This is a genomic window from Lacinutrix sp. YIN62 (assembly GCF_057219185.1).
In genome coordinates, this window is the sequence record NZ_JBXVVH010000014.1 from 39,467 (window position 1) to 57,747 (window position 18,281).

Genomic DNA, 18,281 nt, shown 5'->3' on the forward strand with positions numbered 1-18,281 from the left:
TTAGAAAACTATGTATTTAGAAATTGTATCACCAGAAGCTACTCTATTTAGTAGCGAAGTAGATTCGGTTGTTGTTCCTGGAATAAATGGAGAATTTCAAATGTTAAAAAACCATGCACCTATAGTGTCTCTTTTAAGCTCTGGAAATATCCAAATTCACACACATACACAATCTCATTTAGTTTTTGATGAATTGCACGCTGCCATTGTTCCTCATAACGATGATGATAAAGTACTAACGGTGAAAATCAATTCTGGAACACTAGAAATGAATGATAATAAAGTTATTATTCTAGCTGATTAAATCAATCACCTTATTATAAAGTATAAAAAAACGCAAGGCTAAGCTTTGCGTTTTTTTTATTCCTCATAATTTCAAAAAATTAAACTTTTTTAATCACATTAGTTACAATACCCCAAATTAAAAAATTATTTTCTTCGGTTATCTTTATAATCGGGTAATCTGGATTTTCTGGTTGCAACCAGACCTCGTCATTATCCACTCTAAGTCGTTTTACAGTAAATTCGCCATCTAAAAAGCAAACCGCAATTTTGTTGTTTTTGGGTTCTAAACTCCTGTCTATAACGAGTAAATCATTGTCATCTAACCCTGCGCCAATCATAGATTGCCCACTAACTTTAGCGAAAAAAGTAGCTTCTTTATTTTTAATCAATTCCTTATCTAAAGACAGTCTTTGTTCTTTAAAATCTTCTGCAGGAGAAGGGAAACCTGCTGAAATCCCTGCATCAAAAAAATGAGCCCCTGAATTTTTGAAAGCTTGTGGAGTAAAAAATATTAAATTTCCTGATTTATGTTTTATCATTTTACAACTATAATATCGTTAATATTGGTAGTATACCGTGGAGACAAACGTTCTTGTCGCATTTTCCAGGTCCGTTCTAGGTCTTGACTGCCTAGCTTAATTTTATAAGCGCCATATTTAGTGTTTAGTCCATCTATAGATGCCATTAATGGTTTATGCTTAGGGTTTTCACTGTGAAACATATTTAATTGATGCCTATCGGTAGGTACTAATCCAGTAACAATAACACCTGCGCGCTTGTACTTTATTCCCTTCTTAAAAATAGACATAACAGCTCGAATAGCTTCTCTGCTTATTATTAAAGATGAATTCGTTGGATATGATAAATTTACACTAATACTAGCACGATGCTGCTCACCAACTTTTTGATGCCTGTCACTACTTAATGTTACCATAACAACATAACAGCTAGACTGTTGCTTTCTCAATTTTTCTGCACAACTAGAAGCAAAAGTAGCAATACGTTCCTTTATATTCGCAAGGTCTGAATAAGTCTTTTCAAAGCTACGTGTAGTAGCTATCATTTTTTTATCTTTATGCTCATCCAATTCCAAAGTAGCAATTCCCTCTAAATCTCTTTTTAAGCGAGATTCAACAACAGAAAAATGTTGTTTCACGAAATCATCGGACAACTGAATAAAATCATACGCGGTTTTACACCCCATAAGTTTTAAGCGTTTACTTAAACGCCTTCCAATCCCCCATACATCTTCGATTTTAATCCATTTCAAGGCTTTGATTCGTTTTAAATCTGAATCTATAACATAAACACCTTTCGTTTTCTCAGGAAACTTTCTAGCAATCTTATTAGCGACCTTAGACAATGCTTTTGTTGACGCTATACCAACGGATGTTGGTATGCCTGTCCATTTCAAGATCCTACTTCTAATTTCCAAACCGTAAGTATGGTAGTCAAAATCTACTTTAAACTCTTTAAATTCAACAAACGACTCATCTATGCTATAGAGTTCTATATCGGGGCTAAATTGCTTTAAAATAGACATCACACGGCTACTCATATCGCCATATAAAGGATAATTTGAAGACAAAACTTCTATGCCATTGGTTTTACAAAAGGCTTCCCATTTAAAAATAGGCGCTGCCATTGGCAAACCAATGATTTTAGCTTCATCACTACGTGAAATTACACAGCCATCATTATTAGAAAGTATAGCAATTGGCTTACTTTGTAAGTTAGGGTTAAAAACACGTTCACAAGAAGCATAAAAGTTATTACAATCAACAAGTCCAAACATAGAGACAAAGATACGAGAAATCCATTTCAGATTTTTAAAATAATTTCTTTCTAAAACAACTAACGACACTCGTTAAACAACTTTAATACCATAATAAAAAATCAAGATTATAAATCCGAACAGTTTTATTGACCCTAATGATACTTTTATACATAAATTAAATATTAAAACAGTGGTATTCATTACTACAAAAGTCCTTTTTCTAAAAACAATCAATAATTGCAACACTACACAGATTTAAACCCTATAATACAACAAATTAAGACATTAATATTTTTACTAGAAAAGAAAATATTAGCGATAGAAACAACGCTATAATAGATAACTAAAAGCTTAAATGCATTACTTATATTTGAATAATGAAAAACCAGCATTTTAAGCAATTATTAGAGTTAAGCTTAGCAACATTATTCATAAGTACCTCTGGAGTTTTAGGTAAGTTCATTGCTATGCCTCCACCTGTAATTGTTTGGTGGCGTGCTGTCTTAGCCGTAATTATTTTACTCGGATATTGTAAATACAAAAAAATAAGTCTTAAAATAAATTCAAGAAAAGACAGCTATAGTTTTATTGTAAGCGCCCTACTTTTAGGCGCACATTGGGTTACTTACTTTTATGCTTTAAAATTATCAAATGTCGCACTGGGTATTTTATCTTTATATACTTTTCCAGTAATGACAGCGTTAATGGAGCCTCTTTTTTTTAAAACTAAATTAAATCCAACACATCTCCTTTTAGGAGGTCTTGTTTTACTAGGTATTTATGTATTAGTCCCAGAACTAGATTACCAAAACACTTATGTAAAAGGTGTATTATTAGGACTTTTATCTGCCTTGTTCTATGCTTTAAGAACTCTTATTATAAAACGACATACTTCAAACTACAATGGAACAATGCTTATGACCTATCAATTAGTAGTTATTAGCGTTGCCTTATTTCCCTTTTTATACTTTATGGACACCTCAGCCATACAAACGCAATTGCCATATGTTATGTTATTAGCTTTGTTAACTACTGCTATTGGCCATACTTTGTTTATAAAAAGTTTGAAATATTTCTCTGCAAGTACGGCCTGTATTATTAGCAGTTTACAACCCATTTATGCAATAATACTCGCTTATTTTTTCTTAAAAGAAATACCAAATTGGAACACCTTTTTTGGTGGTTTATTAATTCTTACAACTGTTATTATTGAAAGTGTAAGAAGCAAAAAGAATGCTTAGTAATTGTATCTTTGTCTTATGAATGGTTTCCCAAAAAAATTACAAAAAAAATTGGATAATCGTAATGCTATCGATGCCTTTCGCACACTGGGCACACAAAACAATTTGGTTGATTTTTCTTCTAATGACTATTTGGGTTTTTCAAGAAATAAAACACTCTTTAAAAACGCACATCAGTATTTAATCGATAATAAGCTTTTCCAAAATGGTGCTACCGGATCCCGGTTACTCACTGGCAATTATCCATTGTACGATACTATAGAAGCCAAACTTTCTAAGTTTCATAATAGTGAAAATGCTTTGGTATTTAACTCTGGTTATAATGCCAATCTCGCTTTTTTTTCTTGTATCCCGCAACGTGGTGATATTGTTTTCTATGATGAATACATTCATGCATCAATTCGAGATGGTATAACAATGAGCAATGCAAAGCGGTATAAGTTTAAGCATAATGACCTAGAAGACCTAAAACAGCGCTGTAAAACAGAACGTTCTAGAAACCGTTCGGAATCCGAAATTTATATCGTTACCGAATCGGTATTCTCTATGGATGGAGACACTCCTGATTTAAAGGCCCTTTCTAGCTTTTGTAAAAAAAACAACTATCATTTAATAGTCGATGAGGCTCACGCTTTAGGCGTTTTTGGCGAAAATGGTACAGGAATTATTCAAGAAACGGAAAAAAAAGAGCAACCATTTGCAAGACTTATAACTTTTGGAAAAGCTATGGGCTGTCACGGGGCAGCAATATTAAGTAATGCGATCGTAAAAGATTATTTAATAAACTTCTCGCGCCCCTTTATTTACACTACAGGATTACCGCCTCATGCTTTAGCGAGCATTGCATCTGCTTATGATGAGCTTCTAAAAACATCAGAAATCGAAAAATTACATCGTAACATTTCATTTTTTAAAGCCGAATCCAAAAGATTACAACTTCACCATTCCTTTACGAATAGTGATGCTGCTATACATTGTTATATTACCTCCGGAAATAAAACTGTAAAAACAATCGCTAAAAAATTTCAAGACGAAGGTTTTAATGTAAAGCCTATAATGTCACCTACTGTTCCTGAGGGGCAAGAAAGATTGCGTTTTTGCCTACATTCATATAATTCTGAACAAGAAATATCAAAGGTCTTAACCTTACTTAGTACCTTTGTTTTAAAATAGATATCCCTATGATAGATCATTATACCATTTTAGCAACCTTTCCGTATTCAACGGAAGCCCATATAACAAAGTCTAAATTGGAAGAGGAACACATTCGTGTGCTTCTTGCCGATGAAAAAACCATCGATTCAGATCCATTAATAAGTCAAGCCATAGGCGGTGTAAAACTATTAGTTCATAACGAAGACCTAAACAAAGCTATGACTATTTATAATAGAATACGCGCCTACGAAAAAAACAATAAAGGAGAAGCGATCGTTTGTGCTAATTGTAATTCCTCCAAAATATTAATAGCAGAGCCTTCTAGAAAAAATATTTTTTATATGCTCTTTCCTTTTTTTGAAAAAACGAAATACCGTTGTAACGTTTGTAATACTATTTTTAAATGAACACCTATTTTATAACAGGTACTTCTACCGAGGTTGGAAAAACCATAGCATCTGCCATTATTACTGAAGCCTTAGAAGCCGATTACTGGAAACCAATACAAGCAGGAGAATTAGACTATTGTGATACCCAGAAAGTAAAACAATTAGTATCTAATAAAAACTCTAAGTTTCATAATAACGCCTATGCTTTGAAGACGCCTATGAGTCCTCATGCAGCAGCAGCAATAGATCATATTAAAATAGAAACGAAAAACATAAAAGTACCAAAAACGAAAAACGATTTAATTATTGAAGGAGCGGGAGGACTATTAGTACCTTTAAACAACAGCCAAACCATATTAGATATTATAAAACCAAATTATAAAGTTATTGTCGTATCGAGACATTATCTGGGCAGTATAAACCATACACTTTTAACTGTAAACCTACTAAAATCCAAAGGTCTAGATGTTGCAATCATTTTTAGCGGCAATGAGCATATAACCACGGAAAACATTATTAAATCAATGACTAAGGTTCCGGTTATTGGTCGCATAGAAGAAGAACCTTATTTTGATAAGAATGTCGTTCGAGAATATGCAGAAATATTCTTGAACAAACAAGAATGCCGCACTTTCTTTGGGCTAGATTAAAACAATAATACGCCATTCTATGCGTTTTTAAATATTAGCAAAAAAATATAAAATATATTCTGTTCCTGAAACAGAAATACACTACAGCATGACATTACAAGAACGAGACAAAAAACACATCTGGCACCCGTTAACCCAACACAAATTACATCCAGAGACATTGGCTATTACAAAAGCCAAAGACTGTATCTTATACGACGAGAACGGGAACACGTATATAGATGCTATTGCGTCGTGGTATACTTGTATGTATGGACATTGTAATGATTATGTAACCACACGCGTTACCAAACAAATGCAAGTGCTAGATCAAGTCGTTTTTAGCGGTTTCACTCATGAACCTGCGATTAAATTATCTGAAGCACTCATTGGTATACTACCTAAAAATCAGAACAAGATTTTCTTTAGCGATAATGGTTCATCATCTGTAGAGATAGGAATAAAAATGGCTCTACAATATCATTTCAACAAGGGTGAAAAACGGAATACACTAATTGCATTTGAAGATAGTTTTCATGGAGACACCTTTGGAGCAATGAGTGTTTCAAGTCTATCGGTTTATAACGGCCCATTTGAAGATTTTTTTTTAGACGTGAAGCGTATTCCTGTTCCTAATGGCGAAAATCACGAGGCTATTATAATGGCGTTACAAACTATTATTGCGACTAATAACGTTGCAGGTTTTGTATACGAACCCTTAGTACAAGGTGCTGCTGCTATGAAAATGCACGATGCTAAAGGATTAGATAAGATCTTGAAATTTTGCAAATCCAACAATATCATTACTGTTGCAGATGAAGTCATGACAGGTTTTGGTAAAACGGGTAAGCATTTTGCCTCTTTACATATGGAACAACAACCAGATGTTATATGCTTAAGTAAAGCATTAACTGCAGGTTTACTACCTATGGCTATTACTTCTTGTACTCAAAACATTTATGATGCCTTTTATAGTGACGATCTAACTAAAGGTTTATTTCATGGTCACACTTACTCTGCAAACCCTTTGGCTTGTACTGCCGCTTTAGCAGGAATAGAGCTATTACAAACGGAAGCCATACAAAACAATATAGAACAGATCATTCGATCTCATCAAATATTTAATGCGCGTATAAAAACCCATCCAAAAGTAAAATCGACTAGACAAACAGGTGTTATTTATGCATTAGACCTAAATATAACCATGGAACGTTATGGCAATTTACGAGATAAATTATTTGCTTTTTTCATGAAAAAAGGTGTGTTTTTACGTCCTTTAGGAAGTACCATATATATTCAAGCACCATATATAATTTCTAAAACACAATTAGAAAAAATATATACCGTTATTGAAGACGCTTTAGAGATTATCTAAAATACAACTAATTTAAAAACAACCTAAATATAGCAATGTCTCTTTAAACATATTGCTTTCTACCTTGCTATAATTTAATCCAAAATTTATGACTAAAAAATGGAGTACAGCGCTCTTAATTTTATTATTAAGCAACCTTATTTATGCGCAAAAAGACAATGATTCAATTCCTTCCTATAAAAGGTTAACAAAAACACCTGTTTTTACAGTAGGTTATTTTAATTACGGTAAATCTGATTTTAACACAGGGGTTGAAAAAGGAGAAATCGGAATGAGTGAATTCAATGTTAATTTAGCATACATTACGCCAATCGTGGATAAAAAATATTACCTATCTAATAGCGTACGTTACACCAATTTTGCGTTCAATACTAAAATAGGAAGTAATACTGAAACAAATGAAAATTTTCATTCTATCGCCTACTCTCTAGGAGTTATTAAAATACTCCCAAAACGCTGGAAACTAATCGTAAATCTTTCGCCCACCATTGCTACAGATTTTAAAGATACTTTTAGTTCAGATGATATTATATTACAAGCTTCTTTTTTAGCTCTAAAAAGAGCAAATCCTGCCCTAGAATATGGTTTTGGATTGGCCTATACAACAACCTTTGGATCGCCGATTCCTATTCCTTTATTTAGCCTAACCTACAAAAAAGGCCCCTGGAAAACACGAGCAGTATTACCAGCTTATATTTCGCAAAACTATAGCTTCAATGAAAACACCCAAATAGGAGTTAAACTAGCTATTTATGGTAATTTATACAATTCAAAACTAGAAAGTGGCAATTCTAATTTAGACTTACACAAGGTCTCGTATTCAAGAATTACTATAGGACCAGACTTTAGGCAAAAGCTGTTTGGAGATTTCTATTTAAATGTTGGCACAGGAATAGCGGTTCGAAATATTTTAGAATTTCAAGATAATGATTCTAATTCTGAGATTGATTTCAATATCGAGGATAAATTTTTCTTTAATGTCGGAATTAAATTCCTAAAGTAAACTTAACACCTTTTCTGCTTTTTTAGCATGAAAAGTAAAAACAGAACCTCTTATTTATTTTAAAATAATATAGACAGGCGTAAATAAATAATAAGCGAAGTAAAACTTTAAGCGCTATTTTATGCTGATCAAATCCCCTTAAAACTTCAAATAAAACAACGAAGTCTTCAAAAGAAATAATGCTTAATAAAAAAATCATTTCTCATAACGCACTCGAATAATCAATTTAACAAAAATAAACCAAATGAAGAAAATTTTACTAACCCTATTTATTAGTGGAATACTATTTACAACGCAATCACAAAATACATCTGTAGAACAATCTACTTTTGGAATTCAAACAGGCTTTCTAGGGCTATGGGCGCATAACGAAATAAAATTATCAAATCAAACTTCATTAAGACTTGAGCTAGGGCTTGAAACAGGTGTATATGGAAGTGATATTAGTGATAATGATGGTTTTTTTCTTACACCTACGTTAATATTAGAACCCCGATGGTATTACAATCTAAATAAAAGAAAAAACAAATCCAGAAGCATTGATGGCAATAGTGGCAACTTTATAGCTATACAAACTAAATACGCTCCAGATTGGTTTTTAATTGCTACTCCTAACGATAATTACAGCTATATAAGCACGCTTTCTATTGTGCCTACTTGGGGTATAAGAAGGCATATTGGTAATCATTTTACATATGAAGCTGGGTTTGGTATTGGTTACTTACACTATTATGAAAAAGAGCATGTGATTATAACAGGCAGGAATGATGTTGCTGCTAATTTACACTTACGTGTAGGCTATCGCTTTTAAGTGAATCATACTCTTCCATTTATAAATTATTAATAATCTTTATGATCAAAATATAGAAGCAAATACGATATGCAAGAAAAAATCAACACTTTACTAAGATAAGCTGAGACCGCTTACATTTAAAAGTGTTATTTTTAAGTTCACTGTATACCAAAATGGTACTATTTTATCTTAACTCACATTTAATCAATCTATAAAAACTATATTTTAGTAACTAAATATGAACTCTATCATTATAAAAAAAATAGAATTAGAAATATTCGACAATAGTATTGCCCTTGAAATGGGCTTGGCCATTGTTAATTTAGCGAAAGACAGAAAACAAGAAATCGCTGTTCAAATCTCACGACTCAATCATATTATTTTTTTATATGTAGATGATACACTTCCAGCCGACAAACACAATTGGTTAGCGAGAAAAGCCAATGTGGCCAAACATTTCGAAGAAAGTTCATTAAGTGTTAAACATGATTTAATTAAAGGAAATATGACATTAGAGGATACTTTCGCACTCAATAATAAAACATATCTAGCTAAAGGTGGTGCTATTCCTGTTTTTGTTAAAAATGCAGGAATGATAGCCACAATAGCGGTATCAGGCTTAAATGATGAAGCAGATCACGACATAATAATTGATGCCTTAAAAAATAAATTCATTTAAAAAGAAGTCTCCTTTTTATTTTTTAAGTAGGACAATTATAAACTAAACCCTTTTAATTACAATAGATAGTACTCTTTTAAAATATCAATTATTTACCTAAAAACACGTAATTGTACGTGTTTTTTTTATGCCGCAGCTTTACTAGTTTTGAACACATATTCTATTAATTTATATTATAAACAATACTTTGCTATGTTTACAAACTACTCCTTTGGCCTACCCTTAAAAAATAATTTTGTAGAGTTTGTTTATTATCAAGGGTTATTTTTACCCCATGAAGTCGATAGGATAATCCATTTTTGGGATCACAAACAAACAATAAAAGCAACGGTTAGCGGAAAAGAAAAATATAAGGACGACCTTAGAAAAAGTACTGTAATGTTCATAGATAATACCGTAGAACATGATTGGATATATCGTAAATTAGCTGAGCTTGCTATTAGCTGCAATCATGAAAGATATCATTTTGACATCTTAGGCTTTCATCAAGAATTACAATTAACCCGATACTCAAAAGGTGATTTTTTTGATTGGCATCTAGATTTTGGTCCTGGCGGTAGTTCCATAAGAAAACTAAGTATGACAATACAATTGTCTGACCCAAGCGAATACGAAGGTGGAGATTTACAGTTTATGATAAATGATAAAATAGTGAGTGCGCCACGTGAAAAAGGAACCATTGTTATATTTCCTTCGTTTATAATGCATCGTGTTACTCCTATAACCAAAGGGACACGTCAATCTATTGTGGGATGGGTTTCAGGGCCACCATACCGCTAATAAGTAGATAACTATTTTAATAAACTAACTTAAGCTAGTTTTCTAAACTAGCCTCTTTTATCTACATTTTTATCTTTACGCAAATAAACAAGCGTCGATCCAACTTGGGCTAGTGCTTTTTCTTTAGAAGTTTCAGTTATAATGTCTAATTTATTATTTGAATATTTAAAAAATAATGGCGCTACACTAAAATCTTTAGCATTTATTAAACGGTTATAATCTTCTTCAGTTTCTATAATTGCCTCATAAACCGTTGGGTTTTTCTCAATAATTCCAGTTAAAGAATTAAAATCATTAGAATGGGAGAATAATTCGTCGTTAGACGGGTTTATATTAAGATCTTCTTGAGTAGGAATTCTATACACTCCATTCTCTCCAAATTGTTTTTTAAACTTATCTATAACATATTTATTAACATGGGCATTTCCAGTTAAAGCAATCAAATATCCTATATTGCTTAACTCTATATTGTTGGTTAGTTCATCGGAATACACATCCGCATTTAAGGCTTCTAAGCCTAATGCTTCAGCTAAATCTATGTTCGTTTTATTAGTATCTATTATCACGACTTGTTTTCCAATTTTCTCAAAATACTGTGCGATAAGTCTAGGAAAAGCCGAGGCTCCAACGATTAATATCCCTTCAGATTTTTTTAAAAAAACGCCTGAAATTTTAGCAAAAACACGAGCTGTTGTTGCATTTAACAATACCGTTCCTAGTACGATCATAAAAACTAGTGGCGTAATATATTCTGCTCCCGCTATTCCCATTTTAGCTAATTTTAAACCAAATAAAGACGCTATTCCTGCGGCAACAATTCCTCTGGGACCAACCCAACTAATAAACAGTTTTTCATTAAATTTTAATGAGGAATTCATTGTTGAAACCAAAACACCTATAGGTCTTACTAAAAAAACCACAACTGCAAAGAGTATAACTGTTTCCCAATTATAAAGAAGTATTAAGTCCTTTAAATTTATATTGGCTGCTAATAGAATAAAGAGGATCGAAATTAACAATACACTTAAAGACTCCTTAAAATATAACAACTCTTTTAATTGTGGTAAATTAGAATTCCCAATAACCATTCCCATTACAACTACAGAAAGTAATCCTGACTCATGGGCAAATGCGTCTGAGAGCACGAAAACACCTAAAACAGATGCCAATACAACCACATTTAATAAATAATGTGGAATTAATTTTTTTCGCATTGTAAAACTAAGTCCATGTGCAAAAGTAAATCCAAAAGTAGTTCCGAATAAAACAATTTTACCAAATTCTATAAATGCGGTTTGAGTAAACTCTCTTCCTCCGCCTACACTAATAAACTCAAACACCAAAACAGCGACTAAAGCTCCAATAGGATCTATTAAAATACCTTCCCACTTTAATACTGCAGAAACATCTTTTTTTAAAGGTATATTACGTAAAATGGGTGTAATTACAGTAGGACCAGTAACGATAATTAATCCTGAAAAAAGGAAAGAAATTTCCCAACTTAAATTAAAAATATAGTGAACAGTAATTGCTGCTCCGAAAAAGGTAACTGCCGCTCCTAAAGTAATTAGCTTAGTAATTACAGGGCCTACGTTTTTTATTTCTTTCAATTTTAATGTTAAGCCGCCTTCAAAGAGAATAATACTAATGGCTAAAGACACAAAATAAAACAAGCTTTCACCTGGAAACAACCCTTTGTTCCCGTTCCAAATAGGTGCAATCCATTTACTACCGTCTTCGGTTAAAAGTGTAGCAATAGGCCCGACAAATAGCCCTATTAATATTAATGGCAAAATTGCAGGTATTTTAAATTTCCAGGCCACCCACTGGGCTAAAATTCCTAATATAATAATACCTGCTAATTCCAACATAAACTTTATTTTTTATTGATTTCTAATTATAGAAATAATCTGAACTATTAAATATATTCAATAGTTTAAAAAGTAACAAATGCAATCATATTTAACTGATCTCTATTTCCATTCTCAAAAAATTGATTCATATACCCAAGCTCTAGCCTTATATTTTTATTAAGATGATAACCGAAACCGCCATACAAACGATTTCTGTCAAATACGGTCGCTTTTGTATTTAAAAATATTTCATTGTAAGAAGAAAGATAGTAATTGTTTTCGGCTTTATTTGTTATTGGAATGTTTAAGCCTAAAAAGTATCTAAATCGCATTTTAAAATCCTCTGAGACAAAACGCTGTTCAAATCTATAACGGTGATTTAACTTTACTCGACCGATGTTTTGTTTGGATGTAAACTGCTGAAAAATTCTGTGCTCATTAACGGTAATCTTTTCATCGGTATTAGCAACGTAGTTTTCAGATGTAATATAACCATAACCTAATAATAAGTTATTTTTATTATCATTGAACGTATATCCTAAACCTGTACGCAATAACAGTTGTTCTAAATCACCTATAGCATCGTAATTTCTGTATTGAACCTCATGGTGTATGTTCCACTTTTCATTCAGCTTCTTATTACCTATATATATTAACCAATTACCAAAATGACTATCTTGTGCTTTAACAAAAGTAGGTAACATTAATCCTGCGATTAAGGCTACCATACTTAAGGTTTTAATTAATTTATCTTGCATAGAACAGTTATTAATTAAGTTTTACTCGTAAAAAGTTACTGCACCAGTATGTATATCATACATTCCGCCAATAATTTTTATTTCTCCTGCGTTATGCATTTCTGCTAAAACGGCACTATCTGCTATAATTTTATCTATAGTAAGTTGCACATTTTTAGCCGCAACATTATTAACAAATTCAATATTAGATGAATTTCTTAAACTAGCGTCTTCAGGTAACTTAACCGCATTAACTGCTGGTTTAATTTTTTCTAACATCCCTGTAAGCTTCCCCAATTTAGCATCATCACAAGCTCCTTTTACAGCACCGCAAGCAGTGTGTCCTAAAACAACTATCAGTTTTGTTCCTGCTAATTTGCTTGCAAACTCCATACTACCCAAAATGTCATCATTTACAAAATTCCCAGCGATACGAGCACTAAAAATATCGCCAATCCCTTGATCAAAGATTAATTCGGAAGATACTCTAGAATCAATACAACTAAGAATAGTAGCAAAAGGATATTGTCCTTTGCTAGTGTCTTCAACTTGCTCTAGTAAGTTTCTATTTAATTTTAAATCTTCTTGAAACCTTTTATTTCCTTCGATTAATTCTTGTAATGACTTTTCTGGAGTCATCATATTTTGTGTTTCTTTAGTATGTGCTTTTATCATCTTTGTATTGTTTTTATATTATTATTTTAAGCTGATTTTTTTCTTAATTTAAAAAACTCAATGTAACTCGTTGGGTTTTTTACAACTCCTCGTTCTGAGATTAATTTCATTTCTATATTCCTTTCATTTGCTTTAAAAGCAAAATCTTCTAATATTTCAACAATATCATTGTCCAAATATCTTGTTTTCCGAACATCTAATTCTAACTGTGAGTTTTCAGGTAGCTTGTCCAATTCTTTTAAAATAGCACCTTTATTAAAAAAAGTAACTTCTTCTGCCAATGTCATTTTTATTTTAGTTTGGCCATTACTATTATCTTCTATATGTAAGAAGTGTGAATTTTGATAACTTTTAATTAAAATAACAACAACTCCTACTGCTAAACCTAATCCAATTCCTATTAATAAATCTGTAAAAACAATTCCTAAAACAGTTACAGTGAACGGTACAAATTGTTTCCATCCTAAGGCATACATTTTGATAAACAAAGCTGGCTTAGCGAGTTTGTATCCCACAATTAATAATATTGCAGCTAATACCGATAACGGGATCTTATTTAACAAAGTTGGAATTAAAACTACAGATATTAGTAAAAAGAAACCATGAATAATGCTTGCCATTTTACTTTTCCCTCCCGATTGAATATTAGCCGAACTTCTCACAATAACTTGCGTTATAGGCAATCCTCCTATTAATCCTGAGATAACATTTCCTGTACCTTGTGCTAACAACTCCCTATTTGTTGGCGTTACATTTTTATTAGGATCTAATTTATCTGTAGCTTCTACACATAGCAAGGTTTCCAAACTAGCGACTAGAGCAATAGTAAATGCAACAATCCAAACTTCAGGATTTGTAATTGCTCCAAAATTAGGGAAACTAAATTGTCCTAAAAAAGAATCAAAATTATCTGGTACTGGTACACTTACTAAGTGCGAAGCATTAATACCAAATATAGAGCTTGTTCCTGTGATTAAAAAATATACAATACCTATAACAACAGCAACTAATGGCCCTTGAACTAGTTGAAAAAACCGGCCTTTGTTAGACAAAACTTTATCCCAAAGCAATAAGATGCCCAATCCTATTAGACCAATAATTGTAGATCCTAAACTAATATTATTTATAGACTTAAATATCTCAGAGAAAGTGTTTTCTCCATCTATTTGAAAAAAGGCAAAATCTCCTTCATAACTAGCATCGTAACCAAAAAAATGAGGGATTTGTTTTAAAATAATAATAATTCCAATCCCTGTTAACATTCCTTTTATTACAGATGATGGAAAATAATACCCAATAATTCCAGCTTTTAAAACCCCAAATAATAACTGAATAATACCTCCCAAAACAACAGCTACTAAAAAATTCTCATAACCGCCTAAACTCCCTATTGCTGTTAACACAATTGCTGCTAAACCAGCTGCTGGACCACTTACGCCTACTTTAGACCCACTTAATCCTCCAACAATAATTCCTCCAATAATTCCAGAGATTAAACCAGAAAACAAAGGTGCTCCACTGGCCAATGCAATACCTAAACATAATGGTAGTGCAACAAAAAATACGACTATACTCGCTGGCAAGTCTTTTTTAAAACTTTTAAACATATTATAAATGATTTACTTCTGACTACATAAAACCAGAAGTTATTAAAATTCTTTTAAAGCCTTTTACAGGCACAAACCTTATATACTATAAGTATCTGGTGGCGGAGAGATTATATTTAAATTAGGCATGCTATAGCTTTTATAAAAATACAGCATCTTGTTTTCTGATAATTCAAAGACAAAATCAGAATCAATAGGATTTATTCTGGTTAATAAAAACTCAATATCTAAATCCATTTCGCAGCCCTTTTCCTCTTCCTCAGAAACAGAAAAAAAAACAGAAGTATCAAAAGCATTATCAACTACAACAAGTACAGTTGGCATAATAATAACCGATAGAAAGGCTATAGAAAAGAATATTGATACTATTTTTTTGGGCACTTATTTTTTTTAAACGCAGCAAATATAACAATACTTTTCAATATGATAGTTTTACTATTATTAAAAAATGTTAAACTTCTTTATCTTTGGCAATAACAATAGCAATACATTGGTATAACTTATGAGTATTGAAATAAAAATATTTCTAAATGAAGGCTTGTATCTTAAAGAGCCTCAAGATTCTAAACTTGGAAGAAACATTATAAAACATAGTATTCTTCTAATTGATGAATTTGGCTTTGAAGCCTTTAATTTTAAAAAATTGGCTCAAGAAATAAATTCTACAGAAGCATCTATTTATAGATATTTTGAAAATAAGCATTTATTATTATTATTCTTAGTTAATTGGTATTGGGAATGGGTAAATTACCTCATAGAGATTAACACGAGAAATATTGACAACCCTAGAAAAAAACTTAAAATCATTATACATTCTTTTGTTTCGGCCGCTAAAAACAACCCTGGTGTAGAATACGTAAGCGAAAGTAGACTACATAATATTGTGATTTCTGAAGGAATGAAGGCTTATCACACTAAAGAAGTTGATAACGAAAATTCTAAAGGTTTTTTTAAAAGTTATAAAGATTTAGCCCATTCTGTTTCTAAAGTAATCAACGAAATAAACCCTAATTTTAAATACCCCTTTACACTAGCCACTAATTTATTTGAAATGTCTAACAATCATATTTATTTTGCAAAACACCTTCCCAAATTAACAGATATTTCTATTACAGACAACGAAGTAAATCAAGTAGAAGACATGCTTAATTATTTTACAGACAAACTTTTAAACTAGGCCTTCACTTTATAATATTCCTTAAAATTGTAAAAAAAGCAGATTAAACACACAGTAATTTCACAATTAAGAGAGGTCTGATTTATAAAACCGTAACGTTATACGCTATACATTTAAAAACAGATACAACACTAGTAGCAGTATACTTAACATTGAATTAACTTATATTTCCTTGTAAATCTCTACTTCAATAGATAACTTTGGTACAACACGTTTTAAAACGTTTGCGACACCTCTATCTTAGTGAGCTTGAAAACGAACCCGCTACTTTTTAATCAATACTGATAGTGTACACCTAATAAAGGGCACACAATACACAACCGCTATGTTTATTAAAAAACAAGCACAAAATAATGTCGAAAAAAAATAAATTAACCCAATTGGCTGCCACAGCAATTTGTGGTAATGATATAAGTTCTTCTGTTTTATATGTCTCTGCTTTAGCTATTGCTTTTGCAGGACAATATGCATGGATTACATTACTTATGGTTTCTCTCGTATTATTTTTATTTAGAAAAATTTATGGAGAAGTTGTTGGCGCACTCCCGCTTAATGGAGGTGCTTACAATGCCCTACTAAACACCACTAGTAAATTTACAGCTTCCTTTGCTGCAACTCTTACATTACTCTCCTATATGGCCACTGCTGTTATATCCAGTAATGAAGCCATTCATTACATCCACCACTTAATCCCTTCTATTCCAATAATCCCTATTACAATAGTACTTTTAAGTCTTTTCGCTATTCTTACTATAGGCGGCATTACAGAATCCTCCAAAGTTGCTATTGCTATTTTTATTTTCCATCTTTCATCATTAACTATTTTAAGTGGCTTTATAATATTTTACTTAATTAAACACGATGTAACCCTTTTCTTTAACAACTGGCATTTTTCTGGAACAGGCAGTATAACGAATGCTCTTTTCTTAGGCTTTGCGGCATCTATGCTAGGTGTTTCTGGTTTTGAAAGTTCTGCTAATTTTGTAGAAGAACAAGACACAGGTGTATTCCCAAAGACCTTAAGAAATATGTGGTCAGTTATAAGTATTATCAATCCATTAATCGCAATTTTTGCTTTAGCCTTGTTTACAATTCCTGTTTTACAAAGTGAGGTATATCAAAACACCTTATTAATAGAAATGGGAAAACATGTCGGCGGAAATTGGATGGCCAACTTAATTGCTATCGATGCATTTCTCGTATTGAGTGGTGCTGTTTTAACAAGTTTTATAGGCGTTACAGGACTACTAGAAAGAATGACTTTAGACCGAATAATGCCGCCTTATTTCTTAAAAAAAAACAAAAAAGGCAGCTCGTATAGAATAATTCTAATCTTTCTTATACTTTCCATTTCAGTTTTACTAATTACAAATGGCAATGTAAAACTATTAGCTGGTGTTTATACAATTTCCTTCCTATCTGTTATGGCATTATTTGGTATTGGAAACATCTTATTAAAAGTAAAACGCAGCAGCTTACCAAGACCCGAAAAAGCTTCTTGGCTTAAAGTTCTTATCGCCATAACCGCTGTTATTATTGCATTAATAGGCAATATTGTTATGCCCTATAAAGAAGGAGCTCCTAGTAACATAAGCATATTTTTATATTATTTTATTCCTGCTATTCTTTTTATTATAATTATGCTGAATAGAACTGTCCTCTTAAAATTAATATTAAAAATAAGTAACGCGGTTTTTAACCCTATACGCAAGTACTTTATTAGATTAGACCAAAAAATTCAAAAAACAATTGATGATATAAACGAACAAGAATTTGTTTTTTTTACTAAAGGAGGCAATATAGCCACATTAAACAAAGTAATGTTATATATTATAAGGAATGAACATGCAAAAAAAGTAAAAATTGTAATTATTGTAAACAATACAGCAAAGCTCCCAGAAAAACTAGCTGAAGAGATTGAATTTTTAAGCCGAGAATATCCAGAAATTCACATAGACTTAATTGTTGAAGAAGGAGAATTTTCTCCATCACTAATTAGAGCTCTTTCCAAAAAATGGAATATCCCTATAAATTTTATGTTTATAGGCTCCCCTAGTAGTAGATCTCCCTATAAAATAGAAGAATTAGGCGGTGTTCGCTTAATAATATAGTAGAATCTAACTTTA

19 protein-coding genes are annotated in these 18,281 nt (G+C 31.8%); 12 read left to right on the forward strand and 7 right to left on the reverse strand.

Features of this window, described 5'->3' with window-relative positions; all coding sequences use genetic code 11:
- Positions 1 to 10 precede the first annotated feature (10 nt).
- A complete protein-coding gene (locus AC2D8I_RS10555) occupies positions 11 to 304 on the forward strand; it encodes a F0F1 ATP synthase subunit delta/epsilon (RefSeq protein WP_484705975.1) in 294 nt (97 codons plus the stop codon).
- Between the two features lie 79 nt (positions 305 to 383).
- On the opposite strand, the gene AC2D8I_RS10560 is transcribed toward AC2D8I_RS10555, so the two are convergent.
- A complete protein-coding gene (locus tag AC2D8I_RS10560) occupies positions 384 to 824 on the reverse strand; it encodes a LexA family protein (RefSeq protein WP_484705976.1) in 441 nt (146 codons plus the stop codon).
- Positions 821 to 2,080, reverse strand: a complete 1,260-nt coding sequence (locus AC2D8I_RS10565; protein ID WP_484705977.1) for a Y-family DNA polymerase — start codon at positions 2,078 to 2,080, stop codon at positions 821 to 823. Before AC2D8I_RS10565 ends, AC2D8I_RS10560 begins: the two co-directional genes overlap by 4 nt.
- Positions 2,081 to 2,439: 359 nt before the next feature.
- Between AC2D8I_RS10565 and AC2D8I_RS10570 the strand changes: the two genes are divergently transcribed.
- From AC2D8I_RS10570 to AC2D8I_RS10610, 9 genes are all read left to right on the forward strand, one after another.
- Positions 2,440 to 3,303, forward strand: coding sequence for a DMT family transporter (locus tag AC2D8I_RS10570; RefSeq protein ID WP_484705978.1), 864 nt, complete (start codon positions 2,440 to 2,442; stop codon positions 3,301 to 3,303).
- Between the two features lie 51 nt (positions 3,304 to 3,354).
- The gene (locus tag AC2D8I_RS10575) at positions 3,355 to 4,476 is read left to right on the forward strand and encodes an aminotransferase class I/II-fold pyridoxal phosphate-dependent enzyme (RefSeq protein ID WP_484705979.1); all 1,122 of its coding nucleotides are present in this window, start codon (positions 3,355 to 3,357) and stop codon (positions 4,474 to 4,476) included.
- Between the two features lie 8 nt (positions 4,477 to 4,484).
- A complete protein-coding gene (locus tag AC2D8I_RS10580) occupies positions 4,485 to 4,865 on the forward strand; it encodes a putative signal transducing protein (protein ID WP_484705980.1) in 381 nt (126 codons plus the stop codon).
- On the forward strand, positions 4,862 to 5,497 hold the full coding sequence (gene bioD / locus AC2D8I_RS10585) for a dethiobiotin synthase (protein ID WP_484705981.1): 636 nt from the start codon (positions 4,862 to 4,864) through the stop codon (positions 5,495 to 5,497). The genes AC2D8I_RS10580 and bioD overlap by 4 nt, the downstream gene beginning before the upstream one ends.
- 88 nt (positions 5,498 to 5,585) lie before the next feature.
- On the forward strand, positions 5,586 to 6,851 hold the full coding sequence (gene bioA, locus AC2D8I_RS10590) for an adenosylmethionine--8-amino-7-oxononanoate transaminase (RefSeq protein WP_484705982.1): 1,266 nt from the start codon (positions 5,586 to 5,588) through the stop codon (positions 6,849 to 6,851).
- A gap of 88 nt (positions 6,852 to 6,939) precedes the next feature.
- Positions 6,940 to 7,854, forward strand: a complete 915-nt coding sequence (locus AC2D8I_RS10595; RefSeq protein WP_484705983.1) for a DUF6268 family outer membrane beta-barrel protein — start codon at positions 6,940 to 6,942, stop codon at positions 7,852 to 7,854.
- 244 nt (positions 7,855 to 8,098) lie between these two features.
- Positions 8,099 to 8,665 carry a hypothetical protein gene (locus tag AC2D8I_RS10600; RefSeq protein ID WP_484705984.1) on the forward strand — a complete coding sequence of 189 codons (567 nt, stop codon included), beginning with the start codon at positions 8,099 to 8,101 and terminating at the stop codon, positions 8,663 to 8,665.
- Between the two features lie 220 nt (positions 8,666 to 8,885).
- Positions 8,886 to 9,326, forward strand: coding sequence for a heme-binding protein (locus AC2D8I_RS10605; RefSeq protein WP_484705985.1), 441 nt, complete (start codon positions 8,886 to 8,888; stop codon positions 9,324 to 9,326).
- Positions 9,327 to 9,518: 192 nt separating this feature from the next.
- Entirely contained in the window at positions 9,519 to 10,106 is a 588-nt protein-coding gene (locus tag AC2D8I_RS10610) for a 2OG-Fe(II) oxygenase (RefSeq protein WP_484705986.1), read from the forward strand.
- 47 nt (positions 10,107 to 10,153) lie between these two features.
- Here the strand turns inward: AC2D8I_RS10610 and AC2D8I_RS10615 are convergent, their stop codons facing one another.
- The 5 genes from AC2D8I_RS10615 to AC2D8I_RS10635 form a co-directional block, all read right to left on the reverse strand.
- On the reverse strand, positions 10,154 to 11,977 hold the full coding sequence (locus AC2D8I_RS10615) for a cation:proton antiporter (RefSeq protein WP_484705987.1): 1,824 nt from the start codon (positions 11,975 to 11,977) through the stop codon (positions 10,154 to 10,156).
- A gap of 65 nt (positions 11,978 to 12,042) precedes the next feature.
- Positions 12,043 to 12,717, reverse strand: a complete 675-nt coding sequence (locus AC2D8I_RS10620) for a DUF2490 domain-containing protein (RefSeq protein ID WP_484705988.1) — start codon at positions 12,715 to 12,717, stop codon at positions 12,043 to 12,045.
- Between the two features lie 21 nt (positions 12,718 to 12,738).
- Positions 12,739 to 13,368 carry a carbonic anhydrase family protein gene (locus AC2D8I_RS10625; protein ID WP_484706041.1) on the reverse strand — a complete coding sequence of 210 codons (630 nt, stop codon included), beginning with the start codon at positions 13,366 to 13,368 and terminating at the stop codon, positions 12,739 to 12,741.
- A 29-nt stretch (positions 13,369 to 13,397) separates the two neighbouring features.
- Positions 13,398 to 14,978, reverse strand: coding sequence for a SulP family inorganic anion transporter (locus tag AC2D8I_RS10630; RefSeq protein WP_484705989.1), 1,581 nt, complete (start codon positions 14,976 to 14,978; stop codon positions 13,398 to 13,400).
- 78 nt (positions 14,979 to 15,056) lie between these two features.
- On the reverse strand, positions 15,057 to 15,359 hold the full coding sequence (locus AC2D8I_RS10635) for a hypothetical protein (protein ID WP_484705990.1): 303 nt from the start codon (positions 15,357 to 15,359) through the stop codon (positions 15,057 to 15,059).
- Between the two features lie 121 nt (positions 15,360 to 15,480).
- Here AC2D8I_RS10635 and AC2D8I_RS10640 point away from each other — a divergent pair, with 121 nt between their 5' ends.
- Together AC2D8I_RS10640 and AC2D8I_RS10645 are read left to right on the forward strand one after the other, a co-directional pair.
- Positions 15,481 to 16,155 carry a TetR/AcrR family transcriptional regulator gene (locus tag AC2D8I_RS10640; RefSeq protein WP_484705991.1) on the forward strand — a complete coding sequence of 225 codons (675 nt, stop codon included), beginning with the start codon at positions 15,481 to 15,483 and terminating at the stop codon, positions 16,153 to 16,155.
- 353 nt (positions 16,156 to 16,508) lie between these two features.
- Positions 16,509 to 18,266 carry an APC family permease gene (locus AC2D8I_RS10645; protein WP_484705992.1) on the forward strand — a complete coding sequence of 586 codons (1,758 nt, stop codon included), beginning with the start codon at positions 16,509 to 16,511 and terminating at the stop codon, positions 18,264 to 18,266.
- The last annotated feature ends 15 nt before the right edge of the window (positions 18,267 to 18,281 follow it).

Coding starts and splice junctions, on each gene's coding strand:
- AC2D8I_RS10555 (WP_484705975.1), top strand. CDS start 11: ATGTATTTAGAAATTGTATCACCAGAAGCTACTCTATTTAGTAGCGAA.
- AC2D8I_RS10560 (WP_484705976.1), bottom strand. CDS start 824: ATGATAAAACATAAATCAGGAAATTTAATATTTTTTACTCCACAAGCT.
- AC2D8I_RS10565 (WP_484705977.1), bottom strand. CDS start 2,080: ATGTTTGGACTTGTTGATTGTAATAACTTTTATGCTTCTTGTGAACGT.
- AC2D8I_RS10570 (WP_484705978.1), top strand. CDS start 2,440: ATGAAAAACCAGCATTTTAAGCAATTATTAGAGTTAAGCTTAGCAACA.
- AC2D8I_RS10580 (WP_484705980.1), top strand. CDS start 4,485: ATGATAGATCATTATACCATTTTAGCAACCTTTCCGTATTCAACGGAA.
- bioD (WP_484705981.1), top strand. CDS start 4,862: ATGAACACCTATTTTATAACAGGTACTTCTACCGAGGTTGGAAAAACC.
- bioA (WP_484705982.1), top strand. CDS start 5,586: ATGACATTACAAGAACGAGACAAAAAACACATCTGGCACCCGTTAACC.
- AC2D8I_RS10595 (WP_484705983.1), top strand. CDS start 6,940: ATGACTAAAAAATGGAGTACAGCGCTCTTAATTTTATTATTAAGCAAC.
- AC2D8I_RS10600 (WP_484705984.1), top strand. CDS start 8,099: ATGAAGAAAATTTTACTAACCCTATTTATTAGTGGAATACTATTTACA.
- AC2D8I_RS10605 (WP_484705985.1), top strand. CDS start 8,886: ATGAACTCTATCATTATAAAAAAAATAGAATTAGAAATATTCGACAAT.
- AC2D8I_RS10610 (WP_484705986.1), top strand. CDS start 9,519: ATGTTTACAAACTACTCCTTTGGCCTACCCTTAAAAAATAATTTTGTA.
- AC2D8I_RS10615 (WP_484705987.1), bottom strand. CDS start 11,977: ATGTTGGAATTAGCAGGTATTATTATATTAGGAATTTTAGCCCAGTGG.
- AC2D8I_RS10620 (WP_484705988.1), bottom strand. CDS start 12,717: ATGCAAGATAAATTAATTAAAACCTTAAGTATGGTAGCCTTAATCGCA.
- AC2D8I_RS10630 (WP_484705989.1), bottom strand. CDS start 14,978: ATGTTTAAAAGTTTTAAAAAAGACTTGCCAGCGAGTATAGTCGTATTT.
- AC2D8I_RS10640 (WP_484705991.1), top strand. CDS start 15,481: ATGAGTATTGAAATAAAAATATTTCTAAATGAAGGCTTGTATCTTAAA.
- AC2D8I_RS10645 (WP_484705992.1), top strand. CDS start 16,509: ATGTCGAAAAAAAATAAATTAACCCAATTGGCTGCCACAGCAATTTGT.